Consider the following 16,155-nt stretch of genomic DNA (forward strand, 5'->3'; position numbering starts at 1 on the left):
AAGAGTACAAATATATATTCCCTAAAGTGCTTATAAAAGGCATGGTTAGGAAAGGTAAATCGGTAATATCCTTTAGTTTCAATTGGTTACTTTGTTTTTGTGATGGCTTTAATATTATTTAATAAAAAAGTTAAATAATATTAAAGCTTTGTTTAAAGCGGTCGATATAGATATTAGAACAGGAAATAATTAGTGATTTATACTAACTATTTCTACAGAAGATAAATAACTATAGTAGGAAAGCATCATGGCCTTAAGTGTTAATAGTAATATAGCCTCATTAAACTCACAGCGTCAGTTGTCAGCAGCAACTGAAGAATTAGGGACAAGTTACCAACGCCTATCATCAGGTAAGCGTATTAACAGTGCAAAGGATGATGCTGCTGGTTTACAAATTTCAAGTCGTTTAACTTCACAAGTTAATGGCTTAAATCAAGGCTCACGAAATGCAAACGATGCTATCTCTTTAGCACAAACCGCTGAAGGTGCACTTGATGAGTACACAAATACAGTACAGCGTATGCGTACCTTAGCAGTACAAGCATCAAATGGTTCAAATACTGCAGCTGATTTAACGGCACTAGATACTGAATTCGGTGAATTAGAATTAGAATTAACGCGTATTTCTACTCAAGCCTCATTTGGTGGTACTAACCTACTTGATGGCTCATACGCTGCAGAATTCCAAATCGGCGCTGAAGCAGGACAAACGATTTCTGTATCAATCGCACAAGATTTTGATTCAGGTACAATTGGCGCTTCGGGTTCATTATTAACTTTTGATGGTGCTCAATCGCGTATTACTGACTTAGATTCAGTATTATCGACAGTAAACAGTACTCGTTCTGACTTAGGTGCTAAGCAAAACCGTTTCTCAAGTGTTATCCGTAGTAATGATAACGCAGCTGAAAACGTATCAGCATCACGCTCTCGTATCGAAGATACAGATTATGCTGCAGAATCAGCAATGCTTGCTCGTAATTCAGTATTACAACAAGCGGCAAGCTCAATGCTTGCTCAAGCGAATCAGCAACCACAAATTGCTTTATCGCTACTATAATTACATAGTCGCTAATAAATACGTAAAAGGCGACTAATTACTAGTCGCCTTTTTGTTTTTATTGGTTAAAAGTTTGTTTTTGGCATATATTTTGAAGATACTCTTAAATTGAGTAAAATAAATTTATTTATCCTTGCTGTAACATGAATAGCATCTTTATAGATTTAATTAAATAGTATTTTTTTGGAGTTATTATGACTAGCATTACCTCTCTGGGTATTGGCTCAGGGTTAGATTTAGAAGGTATAGTGACGGCATTTATTGATGCTGAAGCGATCCCTACTGAAATAAGGCTTCAAGAAAAAGAAGAAAGATTAACCCTTGAACTTTCAGGTGTTGGTAGTTTTAAATCAGCGCTATCTACTTTTAATGAAACGCTTGAAAAGCTTGCCGATGCTGATGCTTTCAATCAACAAACGATTAGTGTTTCAACCGAAGATATCAGTGTTACTACGAACGGTTTTGCTAGTAATGGTGATTTTTCAGTGGAAGTACAGCAACTTGCACAAGGAACTCGATTAAAGTCTGATTCTTTTACCAGTGCAACTGATACTGTTGGCTCAGGGACATTAACCTTAACGGCAGGTGCTGATACTTTTGATGTTGCCATAGATGCTGGCGATGATCTTTCGGCTATTCGTGACAAAATCAATGAACAGTCAGAAAATTTTGGTGTTACTGCTAACATTATTAATAGTGATGCTGGTTCATATTTAGTTTATAGCTCTACGGTTACTGGTTTAGCCAATAATTTGACGGTAACAACGTCAGATGCCTCACTAGATAAAATATCGACTAATAATGTCACTGAGCAAGCAGCGACTGATGCTATTATTATTGTTGATGGCAATACCATAACTAATGACACAAATGAATTTCAAAACGTTATTGAAGACGTCACTATTACCGCTGAAAAAGTTAATACTGGTACACCTGCGACTCTAAGTATTGCCCAAGATGAAGAAAATGGCACCGCGCTTATTAATGAGTTTGTCGATGGTTTTAATGATTTGATGTATAACATTACAGGCCTTGGTGCGCCTGAGTTAGGGCGCTTGGCTTTCGATCCTAATTTACGTCAGGTAAGACAAAAACTTACTGATGTTGTTATTAACAGCGTTACAGGCTTAACCGGAAGTTTAGACTCATTAAGCAAGATAGGAATTGATTTAAATAAAGACGGCCAGCTTGAAATTTCAAGCTTTAGCAGTAGCTCAATACCAAGCGGTGAAGAGCGCTTAGCCGATGCATTAAAAAACAACTTAGATCAAGTTGGCGAGATATTTGCTTCTACAGATGGTATAGCGACTCAAATGACTACGTTCATTGATACCTATATTGACTCATCTACTGGTGTTTTATCTTCAAGAGAAACAACCTTAAATGAGCAAATTTCTGATATAGATCAAGAGTGGATCGATTTAGAAGACCGATTACGTGACTATGAAGATACATTAAGAAAGCGTTTTACAGCATTGGATGCAACACTTGCTGGTTATAACGCGACTGCTGAGTATGTTAAGTCTTCACTATCTAATATTATAGGTAGCGGTGACGACTAACGATGAAATACTCACTAATAATTAATTAAGGTGAATCTAATGAGAAGTAACTTAAAAACCTATCAAAATGTAAATCGAGAAAGTAGCTTACTTGCTGCAGAGCCACACACTATTATTTTAATGTTATTTAACGGTGCGTTAGAAAGTATTGCTTTTGCGAAAGGCGCTATAGAGCGTAAAGACTTTACTGTAAAAGCAGAAAAAATAACCAAAGCGGTTAATATCATTAATTCATTACGTGCATCACTTGATGATGATGCCCAACCAGAAATATCTGCGAATTTTGATGCATTATATGAGTATTGTGCAGATCGATTGATGAATGCTAGTGCTACTTTAAATGTTGCTATTCTTGATGAAGTGATTTCATTATTAAAGCCATTAAGAGATGCTTGGGCCGAGATGTCTGAGGCCGATAAATCTGAAGGTCATCAATTATTAAGATCAAAAGAAAAACAAGCTTAATAACGCTCAAGTATTTATGACGACTTATTATGACTGATACTATTGAACAACAAATAAGTGAGATTAAAAAGCTAACCCTTGCAGCGGCTCAATTTACTTTTGATGATGAAATAGCATCATGCCAGCAAGCGCTAAAACAAAGACAAACCATGTTAGTAGCGCTTGATCAAACCATACAAGCATCCTTACCCGAACATTCAAAATCCCCCTCGGTGGAAAGCTATATTGATTTGATGTCATGGATATTACGTACTGATGAAGCCGCGATTAATAAACTTAACGAGCAAAAATCGACTATTTTGCAAAAAAGTGTTAAACAATCAAAGACTAAATATGCATTAAAGCAATACCAATCGAATAGTCGCTAGTTTCCATCATTATATTGACGCATTATAGTTTCATTATTGGTCTTATTAAGGTTAATTATTTTGTCAAATCACATTCCCACTCAAGCTGAGCTTGTTGAAAAAATCCGTTTATTAGAAGAAAAAGCACAAGCGGTTGAGCAGAAAATAAAGGGCAAGCTTCACTCATCAGAAACTGAAGAAAATTTGCAAGCTATTGCAGATACTATGTCTCTTCTTGCTAGCAATGAAGAAATGCTGCTAGCTCAATTTGAGCAAAATCTCTTGGCATTTCAGGAGTATTTCCCTGAGGTTTATGAGGTTGTAAAAGATTACCAACCTAGTCGATATTTTGTTGAGATTGTTGATGGTTTTGCCAATATTTTTGATGAAGAAACTCAGCAGCATATATACCCATATCCTGCGTATTTAATGGCTACCGCTCAATTAGCTCAATATCAACAGGCACCGCAATCAACGCACTCAACTTTCGAAATGAATGAAGAGAATAAAGGCAACTTTATTCATTCAACACATTTAAATGAAGTGTTGAAAATATTGACTAACCGGGTAGAGCAAGAGAACTCTCCAAATAAAGGTTTACCCGATACCATCGGCTCTTTAGTCTTATTTGGTGCCGGTGCTGGCTACCATATAGAGTTATTGATTAACCAACATCATATTAATAACTTGTACTTAATTGAGCCCGAGCTAGATCTTTTTTATGCTTCTTTGTATACCGCCAATTGGCAATATATTTTTGATCGCTTAGATAATCAAAAAAGTAATTTACACTTATCTATTGGCGTACAAGATAATGAATTTTTTGAGGATTTATTATTTCAAACCTATCAAAATGGCCGTTATGATGTTGTTAAAACGTTTGGCTATGTCCACTACCATTCACCACTTATAGAAAACTTATTGGCAATATATAAAGGCCGTTTTTATGAGATGATACAAGGTTGGGGATTTTTTGATGATGGTGTGATGTCACTGTCTCATACGTTAAGTAACCTAAAAAGTAATATCCCACTATTGAAGAAGTCGGCGCAATTTAATGAGCAGCTAGTAGACGTGCCAGTCTTCGTTGTTGGCAATGGTCCATCTTTAGATCAAACCATAGCTTTAGTTAAAAAATATCAAGATAAAGCGATAGTGATCAGTTGTGGCTCAGCGCTAAGTGCCTTAATGAGTTACGGTATCAAGGTAGATTTTCATTGTGAGCAAGAAAGAACTTTACCAGTAGCGGCAAAAGTGAAAGATTATGGTGATGCTGAGTTTGTTCGCACTCATATGCTTCTCGCGCCTTCTACAGTACATCCAGAAACGTTTAAGTTGTTCGACCGCGCTATCATGTGCCCTAAATCTAGAGAGCCGTCTACAGATATTATTGTTAATGATATTGTCGGTAAAGACTTGTTCGAACCGACAGTGTTTATTAACCCAACAGTATCTAATACCGCGATGGCGATGGGGTACTTTTTAGGCTTTAGAGAATTTTATTTATTTGGTGTCGACCTAGGGCATAAACAGGGCGGTCAGCACCATAGCTCTAAAAGTATTTATTATAATAAAGATGGTGAAGATCTTTCTTTATACCTTAGTGAAGACTCTCAAAACCGTATTGAAGGTAATTTCGGTGGTGAGTTTGTTTGTAATGATTTCTTTAATATGTCACGAGCTATGATTGAAAAATTATTACTCTCCAAAAGTGATATACGCTGTAGCAATTTAAGTGATGGTGCGAAAATACAAAATGCTAAACCAGCTAAAAGTATTGATTTATCACACAAAAACGATATTGATAAAAAACAATTAGTTGATGATGCTTATACACAATCGGCATGGTTGGATGAAGATCATGCTCTTTATCAACGAGTCATAGAAAAAGTCGATTGTAAAAAGCTTGAAGAAATTTGCCAAAACCTAAGTGACATTATTGATAAGCCTGTTGATAGCATTGCTGAAGGCGTCAAGATGATTCGAGAGCAATCTCGTGCTGCAGCCGAATTAGAAACGGGTGAATTTACTAATTTCTCATTGCTACTTGATGGTACGCTTTTACATTACCAAGCCATGTTAATGCGTACACTTTATGAAGCACGTGATGAAAGTGTCGCTGTTGATGACTTTAATCAAGCGAAAAAGCATTTTCAAAACTTCTTCCAAGAAGCACCTGTCTACTATAAAGAAAATTATTTAGTGCCGCATATCACCACTTCTGATTGGTGGAATGATTAATTGTAGTCATCATTAGCTAATAGTATTGGTATAGCTATTGCTTGATAACTGAGAAAGATGATTTTTAGGGAGTAAATGATGTCTGCAAATGATTTAAAACGTGAAGAATTAACCATAGGTGAGCATAACTATTTTTTGTTAGCCAATGCTGATAAAGAAGTATTTAAATTCTTTGAGCATGAACATGGATTTGATGAAATTACTAAAAAAGCACAATCAGCCTATCAGCGAAACTCGGTTAATACTCCCTTAAAAAAAGATCACCTGCACGTTTTACGTAATCATATTCCTTCTGAACTTTGTCAGTCATTAATTCAAGAATTTGAAAATGACGATAAAGGTATTCAACACCCTTCAGTATTAGAAGTTATTTTGCCGCAAGTAATTACCGCTGAGCTTGATGATCATATTCGTTCATATTTTGACAGTGAATATTGTGTGTATTGGTGGTCAATCAATAAAGTACAAATTGATGATGAAGAAGACTGGTACTCTACTAAATGGCATTGTGATGGCGGTCCGTCTAAACATTTAAAACTGATTACTTACCTGAATGGTTTTGAAGAGCATGGTAGTGATACTGGCTACTTTGATGAAGCATCGACATTAGCATTAAAGGAAATTGGCTATATTTTTAATCAAGTTCATGAACGAAATATCGATATCGAGCCTTTATGTCAGCATTTTAATATTGATTATCAACCTAAAGGTATACAAGCTAACGCAGGCGATACTTTAATTTTTAACCCTAATCAAATTGCTCACCGTGTCATACCACCTAAAGTTGGGATACCAAGATATGCCCTTAATTTTTGTTTAGTACCTAGTGAGGTTCACTGGAAACGAGTGGTAGAGGAGTACTTTTTTCCTATTTATGACTGCCAAGACTTTAGGGATTTTACTGAAATCAGTAAAAGAATAACGATCGAGACCTTAAAGCCTCAAGAGCAAATTGAGATAGGACTTGGTTATAACGTAGAAAATTTTGAACACGTTGAATATTTAATGGCAAATATCTTTAGTGATATAGCAACGGCGGCTACGGTTTCTAAATATATCAAGTCTAACGATGCTCATTTGATTGAATGTTATTCGGTTTTTACTTTATTAAAATATGTAAAGACTTTAATCGTCAATCAGCTCTCTATTGAAAAAGTTTTTGAAAAACAGTGGGTAAAAGCATTAACTGAATTTTCTGATTATGAAAGCAGCTTTATTGATAGTATGGGGCGTTATGCCTTAGCTAATAAGCCTAACCCTAATGGCGTATTCTGGCCAAACCCAGCCCATGAAAAATATCCTCAATCGAAATTTGAAATGCTGCCTTATGCCAAAAAACATCCAATCATGGATATGGGCACTGCTATTGGCTCAGCCGGTAGTTGTTTTGCTTTTGAAATAGCAAAATATTTTCAGCAAGAAGGTTATAACTATGTCATCACTGAGCGGAATGATAATCTGTATTCAGGTATGCAAGTTGATGGCTATACTCCAGGAGATGAGATAGCCAAGTTCTGTGCTAATTACGGCATACTATTTAACACACCAAGCTTCTGCCAATTAGCTGAAAAAGCGTTTGGAGTTAGGGAATTTAATAAATTATTAATACAATCTGAAACCGGTCACTACCTCGACCCTTACCGTGAAAATGTCGCTTTTAATTCACAACAAGCTTATTTAGCTGATTATGAGCAACATATTGATGCGGTAAAACAGGCATTTTTACAATGTCAGGTCTTCGTGGTGACATTAGGTCTAAATGAATGTTGGCAGCTTGCTGATGGCACGGTAATGTCGCGTAACCCAAGAGAGAATATGTTTCATTTAGTAAAACATAAAACCTTAACGGTAGAAGAAAATGTTGCCAATATACAAAGATTTTTTGACATTATAAAACTGCATAACCCTGATTTTAAATTGATTATAAGTGTCTCTCCAATCCCATTTTTAGCAACAGGTAGAGCAGATGAGCAGCACATCATTAGTGCTAACTGTCATTCTAAAGCAGTACTTCGTGTCGCAGCAGATCAGTTAGTTGCCGCCAATAAAGATATGTATTATTTACCCAGTTATGAGTTAGTGACTGAATGTACGCCTGATGCCTGGGAAAGTGATACACGTCACGTGAAATCATCTACCGTGGCAAAAGTGGTTAATATGTTCAAAGAAATATTTGTTACTGAGTCGTAGCGTTGTCATTTAAGTGACTTAGTCACTTTCAATAACAATGTTGGGTAGTTGTGCTTGTTGATGATCAAATAAACAAACTTGCACTAAATCAACAGGCTTACCATTACTGGTATAATGGTTAGCCAACACACCATCACTTTGGTAGCCAGCTTTTAAAAAGGCCTTTGTACTACCGACATTGTCTTGGTAGGCGCCAGCACAAAGTTTTCGAAGCGTTAATTGCTCAAAACTATAGCGTGATATTAATTGCACCGCTTGGGTCGCGATACCTTTGCCCCAGGAGTTTTTATCACCAATAAATAAACTCACATCACCAATATTATGATGAGTGTTTATACCTCCTATTTTGATATTGCCTATGTGCTGATCATTCTCTTTTAAACGTATGGTAAATAAATGCTCATTAGGGTTTGTTACCATGCTACGAATAAAGCCAAGTACAGCATTTAAATCTTGCAGATAAAACCGGGTTTCTAGAAACTGATTAACTAAGGGATCATTAAGCCATTGTACATAGTCTTCACTGGCGTCTTGCTCGGTAATTGATTGCAAGTAAACTAAAGGTACTTGTTCACTTGAGAGTTTGATTACTGTCATATGTTTAACCTAAGTTTTCTTAATCTTTAATAGTAAGTAAGCCGTGTTCAAGCCACTCTTGTAAGTAGTGATACACTTCATCATCAGGTAATTGATATTTGTTTGCTAGTTCATTTACCGTCATATTATCGTCAAGCTCCCTGGGCAAGCAATTCATTAATTTATTCCAGCGACCATGTAAAGAATTATAGTCTACGCCATCATCATCGACCGGTGGAATGGCTTTGTATAGACCATAAGCAGATAAACAAACTAAGCCTTGAAAGTTAATGTTGTAACTTTGTGAATAATTGTCGCTGGCAAGCTTAGTCGTTATTGTATTGCTAGCAGATATAGGGTTTTCACTCGGTAGTTCTTCATAACAGTCGATAATATTAAGCACCAGATCGACACTGTCTTGTAAGTGCTGTTCAGATAATGTTTCCGGAGTATCTAAATCGCTATGATATTCACTAAAAGGCCAACGAGTAAGTGAGATTGTTGGAATATTATAGGGAGGTGATTCAAAAACCGTTTCATCATTACCATAGATACTGCGAAATGCTCCTTGTTCAAATTCACCGTATTGATTGGCAAACGCTTGTTGCGCCGCTTTATCAAGTGACTTATCCCCTAAATAACTGCGTTGCAAGCGCATAGCGGCGGTATTACCTACTGATTTAAGTAAAATACAGCCTTTAAGTTGTGACTGTGCTTGCGTTGTCATTTCGTCTAGCCAAAACATAGGACCATGTAATTCAGGCGCAATTAGCACTCGATAACTGTATTTTAGTCTCTTAGTTTTTGCTTTTTTTGCTAGCGCTTGTATCACTCTAATCGCTACTGCGCAGCCAGAAATATCATCATTGGCTTGAAAAGGATGGCAATTATGGCCATTAATAACGATGGTTTCTTCACTTTCACCGACTAATAGATAGTCTAATACTTTCATGGTGCTTGGAAACTGTTCGGTTTCTAACTCCACACGGTAACGGCTATCGGTTAATTGCTCTCTTTGCTGATGGGGCATAGAAATTCCCCAAGTAATGTCATTAGGTCGATATAAATTTTGCCATTGATATAACACTGCATTTGGTAATAACTCACTACTGGCAATATGGTTTTGTAGTTGAGTTAAAGTAAGTTCACCTGAAAAACTGGGGGACAAACTAGCAACACCTAATGGCGATGTTTTAGCATCATAAATTAATTGTTCGTTTTGATAAATACAGGCTTTATTCACTTGCCAAGCATGTGGGATAAACCAACCATTCAAATTTTGACCTGAAGCATATTCATGAACAGTAAAATCTAGCTCAGTTAGGTATTGAGCAATGGCATCATCATTACCTTGACCTGTGATTGAATAACTAAAAGGGAAGAGCTTTTTGACTAATGCAAGTACCGTCATCGTCATTAATCCTTAAATCCTTGACCATCAATAATCACTTGATAGGCGAGCGCCTCATCGAGGATTTTTTGTGGTGTATGTAAACGCATACCTTCTTTTAATGTCTCTTTAGCGCAATCACCTTGCTCATCAAAAACGCCGTCTAATGAGATAAAGCCACCTTGCGCTGCAACCACAATCTGACAGCTATTTTCATCTGAGGTTTTCCGTACAATGAGTCCTGCGCAAAAGGGGTGCATCGGTGGCACTTCTTCGCCATTATTACCGGTTAATATTATCGATTTTACGTTTTTAAAGCGCAGTATCTTGTTATTAAGAAAGCTTGCTGCGCCAATATAAGGAGAGTCAAAGCCTTCGCAAAAGCTAATAATATCTTCCGCACACCATTGCCAATTAATATAGCCTTGTTTATCTGTTCTAAGACGAGGTAGGTAAAGCCTATCTTTATTTAGTGGCGAGTAGGGGGTTGGGGAAAAGCCACTACCTTGTTTAAACTGCTCAGCCAGTTTTTCGATAAAACATTTCCCTTGTTTTATATTCTCTATAAAGTACTCATCAGGCGTAATCGCTTGTTCACTAATACTGAACTCATGTTTGGCATAGATATCACCTTGGTCAATATCTTGGGTTATTTGTTGAAAAAAGCAGCCACCTTGGCGGTTTTTATTGAGTAACTGCCAAGTATAGTGCGCACCACCTAAATAATGTGGAATAGGGATGGCGTTAATATTAAACATACCAAAATGAAATTGCGCTATCACTTGTTTGCCAAACACCCAAGCGGGTCCATAACAAATGGCCATGGATTTTTCAGGGAGCAGCTCTTGTAATTGAGCTTTACTGAGCTGGTTAATATCATCGAGTGTCGTTTGCTTTAAAGATAATTCATCGCAAGCTTGTGCCAAGGTTCTATCTGTTAGCACTAACTTCTCATTAATGTGACGTGTAGCAGCAATGATACTTATCTTAAAGCCTGCGCTATGCAATATATGAGCGCTTTCTGCCATTAAATCACCACCGCCAATAAGAACGATGTGATTTAACTGAGCATAATTAACACTCACTTTTTTATTAAAATCATCTGCCATAGCTAAACCTTTTTAAAAGGGAGACCATAATTGGTTAGATAGTTTTTAGCCCGTATTGGGTTGCTATCGGAAAAGTTAAACAAACTGCCACAACCTAGCGCACTGACATCTGTTTCAACAAATGCCTCCCTAAGGTGCTGGTAATTACCAGAGCCACTACAGCCGATCACTGGCACACTAGCCAATGACATTACTTGTGTTAATAAGGGTAAGTTAAATCCAGCCATCATGCCATCATGAGTAATCGATTGGATCATAAACTCACCTGCGCCGGCTTCTTGGCAGGTATTAATATGTTCAGATAAGCTAATGCTTTCTGCCTGTTTGCCACAATGGGAAAATAACAGGTGTTCGCCTTGAGTATCGGTTTTAACATCAATACTAATAATCACCGCTTGCTGGCCAAATTTATTGGCTATTTCGCTGATTAGTTCAGGGTTACGATAAGCATTTGAGTTGATAATAATTTTATCCGCACCTTGGTTAATCAAATAAGCGGCATCTTCAAGGCTATTAATACCGCCACCTACGGCTAACGGCATAAAACTCACTTGCGCTATTTCAGGTATTAGTTGAGCTAATTGTTCTAAACTTCTGTTTTCGCGGCTGATGTTTACTAGTACTAATTCGTCGGTATATTGTGAGTTATAAACGCTAGCACTTTTTATTGGATCGCCAACATTACGCCAAGTATCAAATTGACTCGTTTTTACTAACTGATCATCCAGTAACATCATCATTGGGATGATGCGCTTCTTTAACATGAAAAAACTCCATCCCATTCACAAAAATTTTCGAGTAATTGCATGCCGTTTTTCTGACTTTTTTCAGGATGAAATTGTACACCGATAACATTTTTATGAGCAGCAACACAGACAAAATTTTCTCCGTATTCTGTTGTGGCAATAACTGAATCTACTTGCTGACATTGCATATGGTAGCTGTGCACAAAATAAAAATCTCGGCTGTCTTTTATCTCTTCAAATACAGGGTGTGCTTGGGTGAACTTAACTTCATTCCAACCAACATGTGGCACCCGTAAACCTGAGCTATTCGGTATTTTAGTGACCTTTGCATTGATGGCATCAAAGCCTGAGGTGACTCCTCCTTCTTCTCCTGAGCTTGCTAATAACTGCATTCCTAAGCAAATGCCTAGGGTGGGAGTGCCACGGGCAATTAATGCTTTGATTGCATCAACAAAGCCAAGTTGCTGCATACGAGCCATTACCGCATTAAAGTTTCCAACACCGGGAAGGATAAAATGGCTTAGTTCATCAAGCTCTTCAGGCTTATTGACAAAAACAGGATCATAACCATTTTCATAGATGGCGTTATAAACCGATTGCACATTACCTAAGCCAATATTAAGTATACCTATCACACTGAGTTCTTCGCGATTATGCCTCGGTCTTGAGGATCTTCTCGATACCAACGATCGAAATCACTGGTTTTAGGCGCATACTCCATGCCGTCAAAATCTGGTTTAAAGGGAGGGACTACTGTTTTGGCGACGATGTGATTAAATTGATCTTCACTAATACCTAAGTACTCCAAAAATAAATTCAATGATGGCGGCTTTCTACCTTCATAATCGGCAATTAATTTATCGGCATGTTCTTTGGCAATTCTACCGTTTCGTAAATCGAGCGCCGTCATTTGACTGACTCGGCTATAACCTCGCTTCAAGTATTTAATATAATCGCGCATTCCTTGCATAGAACACTCTATTTTTTCATAAGAATATTCTTCCCAAGGCATCCCTTCAACCTGGTCACCTTGCCAACCCAGCTCATCTTCAATCATTTTAGTATTGGCTTTTACATCCCAAGGAATATACGAGCCTAAACAAACTGATTGATATTTTAGTTTCTTTAAATCTCTCAATTTAGGATAGGTATAAGGGATTAATTCACGCGGATCACATTGATAATCGTCTTTGATCATCGAATACATATCTTCAGCTGTAATACCTAAATTAATAAAGCGGTTAAATCGAGTTTCATCTACTTGCTCCACTTCATTATCTTCATAATTATAATAAGCGGTGTACTCTGATGATGGCTCACCCCAGAAAATAAGCGGTACTTGGTATTTAAGGGCTATGTGCATAGGATAAGCGAAAATACCGGTATGACAATGCCAACAAAAATCACCTTTGCGGATTAATGTTTCTAACATTAGCCGTTTGACTAACTTCCAATTTGGCGTAAATGAAATAACATCAACACCAAGTTTTTTAAAAGTGCGACGGTTATTTTCCAATAAAGTATCACGCATAAACCCGTGATTAAATTGTACGACCAAAGGGCGAATATTAAAGTGTTTTACTAAATACCATAAGGTGTATGTAGAGTCTTTACCGCCAGAAAAAGGCAATATACAGTCATATTCATACTTACCACGATGCTTTTCGATCACACGTGCCAACATTTCGGCGCGTTTTTTCCAGTCTACTTGCTCATCTTTAAATACTTTTTGTCGGCAGATATTACAAACACCATGTTCATCAAACTCAATGGTTTCATAAGTTTCAGGTAAGTTACAGGCAGTACATTTTTGCATAGTGCTCTATTCCAATGCTATTTATTGTGTTGTGCTTATCACTAATTAGAGCAAATTAAATGCCATGATTAGTGCAGAGTTGCTAGGTTTAGCTTTTAATTAAGAATACGTTCAACTTGAAACGCTTCTGCTTTTACCATGCCATGAGTTTCACCGCGCAGAGTGGCTAATGCGCTTATACAATTTAAGGAACGACTATGAGGCGATTCACGTAATTCTTCTTGATAACAAACCAAAGCTTGCTCTTTCACCGACCAGTATTGGCTGATATCAACAATATACTGAGGCCTAAAGTTAGCATGGTTGGATGTTTGCCATTCGGTACTTGATAATACTTCAAAGGATAATATTTTTTTTACGCTGCTACCTTTAATAGGCCTACAGGCTGTCATCACCGCTTGATGAGTAACTTGGTGATCGACATTTAAATCATGACTGTAGTGACTGTAAATAGTATCTGGTGTGAATGAAGAGATAACTTGCTCTATAGTTTGTACAATGTTCAGTAATGGCACTGAGTCCATCTGATTATCTGGAAAATCAAAACATTGATAGTCTGCTATGCCAAGCACTTTTAATGCTTGTATCATAGCTATCTCACGGTTACTTTTATCACTTGATGAACTTCCTAAGCGGGAAGAGACGCCGTTGGTCATAAATATCACTTTAACGGCATCGCCCTGATGAATATGCTTAGCTAATGTACCACCACATCCGAGTACCTCATCATCCGCATGAGCGGCGACCACTAAGATATTTTGTTTACTTTGTTTAGTGCTCATTCTCAATCATCTCCCAATTCAAAGGGGTGCCTCTGCTGATATTTTGAGTGGCCTTTTTACCTATTACGGACTCGAAATGTATTGGCGATAAGCCATATCCCGGTCTGATTCGACGTGTGTTTTCATGAGTTAACACTTCACCTTGCTTGATATCTTTCACTATATAGATGGAACGCCTAAAAACAATATTCGCTTTTTCTGCTTCTTTTAACTCATAGCTAGCTTTTCCAAGTGCAGAGAATACTGTTTTACTCTGCTGGCATAACTCTTTTAATTCTGCAGGCTCCATTGAAAATGCAGAGTCAGGTCCACCATCATCTCTTGAAATAATAAAGTGTTTTTCAATAATTGCTGCGCCAAGGGCGACACCGGTAATACCGACTGTTGTACCTAATGTATGATCAGATAAGCCAACAACCGTATCGAAACGTTGTTGCATATCAACCATGGTATGTAGGTTTGATTGCTCAATAGGTGTTGGGTAACTACTTATACAATGTAAAAGAGCGTATTGCTCAACTTGTAATTCTTCGAGGTAGTTAACTAATAATTCGATCTCTTCAAGATTTGCCATGCCAGTAGAAATGATTAATGGCTTACCAGTAGCAGCAGCTTTTTTAATTAAAGGGAAATCTGTGCATTCAAACGAGGCAATTTTATAAGCAGGGCAGTCTAATGTTTCTAAAAAGTCGACAGCAGTTTCATCAAAAGGTGAGCTAAAAAGGGTAATATCTAGCTCTTTTGCTTTTTCAAATAAAGCCTGATGCCACTCCCAAGGTGTGTGAGCCCACTCATATAGTTGATAAAGTGTTTTACCATCCCATAAGCCTCCCTTAACTAAGAAATCATCTTTATCACAGTCAATAGTCAGCGTATCAGCAGTATAGGTTTGGATTTTTATCGCATCAGCGCCTTGTTGCTTAGCTTCCTCCATTATAGCTAAGGCTTTGGTCAAATCACCATTATGGTTACCTGATAACTCAGCGATAATGTAAGGTTGGTGATTACTTGATATCACGCGACCATTAATTGTTATTTCTTTCATAAGGTTTCCTACTGCTTATTAACTGTCTTTAGCGCTATTTTTTGGCAATCAGCGCCATAACATGTTTTTCTACTTGAAAGCTGTCGTGACTTTCAAAATGTTTGTCTAAATCTTGTTTAATATTTTCAAGATAGTTTTCATTGAAAAAAGTGGTAGCCTTTAAATAGCTTAGAACGGCGTCTGTGTCAGGGTAACTTATCGTATTAACAAAGGTTTTATTTTCAAGTGTCATGCCTAAAGCCGTTAATGTTGAGCTTAGAGTCTGTTGCATAAAAGTCGCTGAGCTATAGGTGACAAACTCTGGCAAGGTGTAGTATTTTTCTAATAAGGCAAACAAGCTGGCATTATTGTTTCCATAAGGGCCACACACCAAAAAATGGCCGTTATCAGACAATATGCGGTGTGCTTGCTGACAAGTTTCTGCAATGTCTTTGCTATAATATAAACCATAAAAACTCGAAATAAAGTTTTTGGAGTTTGATGGTGTTGCTGATAAGTAATCTTCCATTGCTGAAGCGACTAAAGTAAGTTCACCTTGATAGCTCTCTAGACGTTGTTGTGCTTTTTCTATCGATTGGGCTGAGATGTCTAATCCCGTGATTGACTCAACAGACTTTTCTGCGTAAATAACCAGCTGATTGCCAGTTCCACAGCAAATATCTAATACTGAATTCATCGGATAGTTATCAAAGAGGCTATTTACCCAAGCACTAAAATCAGCAGAAGCAAACCGTTGGTTTCCTGCCGCTCGATTTTGTAAGTTTTGCGAGCTTGCAGCTAAGTCTAATAATGTATCACTTGCTATATTTTTCATGTCATTCCTTCG

The 16,155-nt window shown here is 37.4% G+C and carries 15 protein-coding genes; 6 read left to right on the forward strand and 9 right to left on the reverse strand.

What is annotated here, in order from left to right:
* Positions 1-247 precede the first annotated feature (247 nt).
* The 6 genes from AC27IF_RS10700 (at position 248) to AC27IF_RS10725 (ending at position 7,865) form a co-directional block, all read left to right on the forward strand.
* Positions 248-1,060 carry a flagellin N-terminal helical domain-containing protein gene (locus tag AC27IF_RS10700; protein ID WP_487054300.1) on the forward strand — a complete coding sequence of 271 codons (813 nt, stop codon included), beginning with the start codon at positions 248-250 and terminating at the stop codon, positions 1,058-1,060.
* Positions 1,061-1,254: 194 nt separating this feature from the next.
* Positions 1,255-2,622 (forward strand): flagellar filament capping protein FliD, encoded by a 1,368-nt coding sequence (gene fliD, locus AC27IF_RS10705; protein WP_487054301.1) that lies wholly within the window; start codon positions 1,255-1,257, stop codon positions 2,620-2,622.
* Between the two features lie 39 nt (positions 2,623-2,661).
* Positions 2,662-3,087: a flagellar export chaperone FliS gene (gene fliS / locus AC27IF_RS10710; RefSeq protein WP_487054303.1), complete on the forward strand. Its 426-nt coding sequence runs from the start codon at positions 2,662-2,664 to the stop codon at positions 3,085-3,087.
* A 29-nt stretch (positions 3,088-3,116) separates the two neighbouring features.
* The gene (locus tag AC27IF_RS10715; RefSeq protein ID WP_487054305.1) at positions 3,117-3,455 is read left to right on the forward strand and encodes a hypothetical protein; all 339 of its coding nucleotides are present in this window, start codon (positions 3,117-3,119) and stop codon (positions 3,453-3,455) included.
* A 60-nt stretch (positions 3,456-3,515) separates the two neighbouring features.
* Positions 3,516-5,675 carry a motility associated factor glycosyltransferase family protein gene (locus AC27IF_RS10720; protein ID WP_487054306.1) on the forward strand — a complete coding sequence of 720 codons (2,160 nt, stop codon included), beginning with the start codon at positions 3,516-3,518 and terminating at the stop codon, positions 5,673-5,675.
* Between the two features lie 75 nt (positions 5,676-5,750).
* Entirely contained in the window at positions 5,751-7,865 is a 2,115-nt protein-coding gene (locus AC27IF_RS10725; protein WP_487054307.1) for a GSCFA domain-containing protein, read from the forward strand.
* A gap of 18 nt (positions 7,866-7,883) precedes the next feature.
* On the opposite strand, the gene AC27IF_RS10730 is transcribed toward AC27IF_RS10725, so the two are convergent.
* The 9 genes from AC27IF_RS10730 to AC27IF_RS10770 all read right to left on the reverse strand — a co-directional run bounded on the left by AC27IF_RS10730 (position 7,884) and on the right by AC27IF_RS10770 (position 16,143).
* Positions 7,884-8,462 (reverse strand): GNAT family N-acetyltransferase, encoded by a 579-nt coding sequence (locus tag AC27IF_RS10730; protein ID WP_487054309.1) that lies wholly within the window; start codon positions 8,460-8,462, stop codon positions 7,884-7,886.
* Between the two features lie 19 nt (positions 8,463-8,481).
* On the reverse strand, positions 8,482-9,852 hold the full coding sequence (locus tag AC27IF_RS10735) for a DUF4910 domain-containing protein (protein ID WP_487054311.1): 1,371 nt from the start codon (positions 9,850-9,852) through the stop codon (positions 8,482-8,484).
* Between the two features lie 5 nt (positions 9,853-9,857).
* On the reverse strand, positions 9,858-10,940 hold the full coding sequence (locus tag AC27IF_RS10740; RefSeq protein ID WP_487054313.1) for a hypothetical protein: 1,083 nt from the start codon (positions 10,938-10,940) through the stop codon (positions 9,858-9,860).
* Positions 10,941-10,942: 2 nt separating this feature from the next.
* A complete protein-coding gene (gene hisF / locus AC27IF_RS10745; RefSeq protein ID WP_487054314.1) occupies positions 10,943-11,704 on the reverse strand; it encodes an imidazole glycerol phosphate synthase subunit HisF in 762 nt (253 codons plus the stop codon).
* A complete protein-coding gene (gene hisH, locus AC27IF_RS10750) occupies positions 11,698-12,321 on the reverse strand; it encodes an imidazole glycerol phosphate synthase subunit HisH (protein ID WP_487054315.1) in 624 nt (207 codons plus the stop codon). The genes hisF and hisH overlap by 7 nt, the downstream gene beginning before the upstream one ends.
* The gene (locus tag AC27IF_RS10755; protein ID WP_487054316.1) at positions 12,318-13,502 is read right to left on the reverse strand and encodes an N-acetyl sugar amidotransferase; all 1,185 of its coding nucleotides are present in this window, start codon (positions 13,500-13,502) and stop codon (positions 12,318-12,320) included. The genes hisH and AC27IF_RS10755 overlap by 4 nt, the downstream gene beginning before the upstream one ends.
* Positions 13,503-13,597: 95 nt before the next feature.
* Positions 13,598-14,284 (reverse strand): PIG-L deacetylase family protein, encoded by a 687-nt coding sequence (locus AC27IF_RS10760; protein WP_487054317.1) that lies wholly within the window; start codon positions 14,282-14,284, stop codon positions 13,598-13,600.
* The gene (pseI, locus tag AC27IF_RS10765; protein WP_487054319.1) at positions 14,274-15,329 is read right to left on the reverse strand and encodes a pseudaminic acid synthase; all 1,056 of its coding nucleotides are present in this window, start codon (positions 15,327-15,329) and stop codon (positions 14,274-14,276) included. Before pseI ends, AC27IF_RS10760 begins: the two co-directional genes overlap by 11 nt.
* Before the next feature lie 34 nt (positions 15,330-15,363).
* Entirely contained in the window at positions 15,364-16,143 is a 780-nt protein-coding gene (locus tag AC27IF_RS10770) for a class I SAM-dependent methyltransferase (RefSeq protein ID WP_487054320.1), read from the reverse strand.
* Positions 16,144-16,155 lie beyond the last annotated feature (12 nt).

The organism is Colwellia sp. KS18-150 (assembly GCF_057551365.1).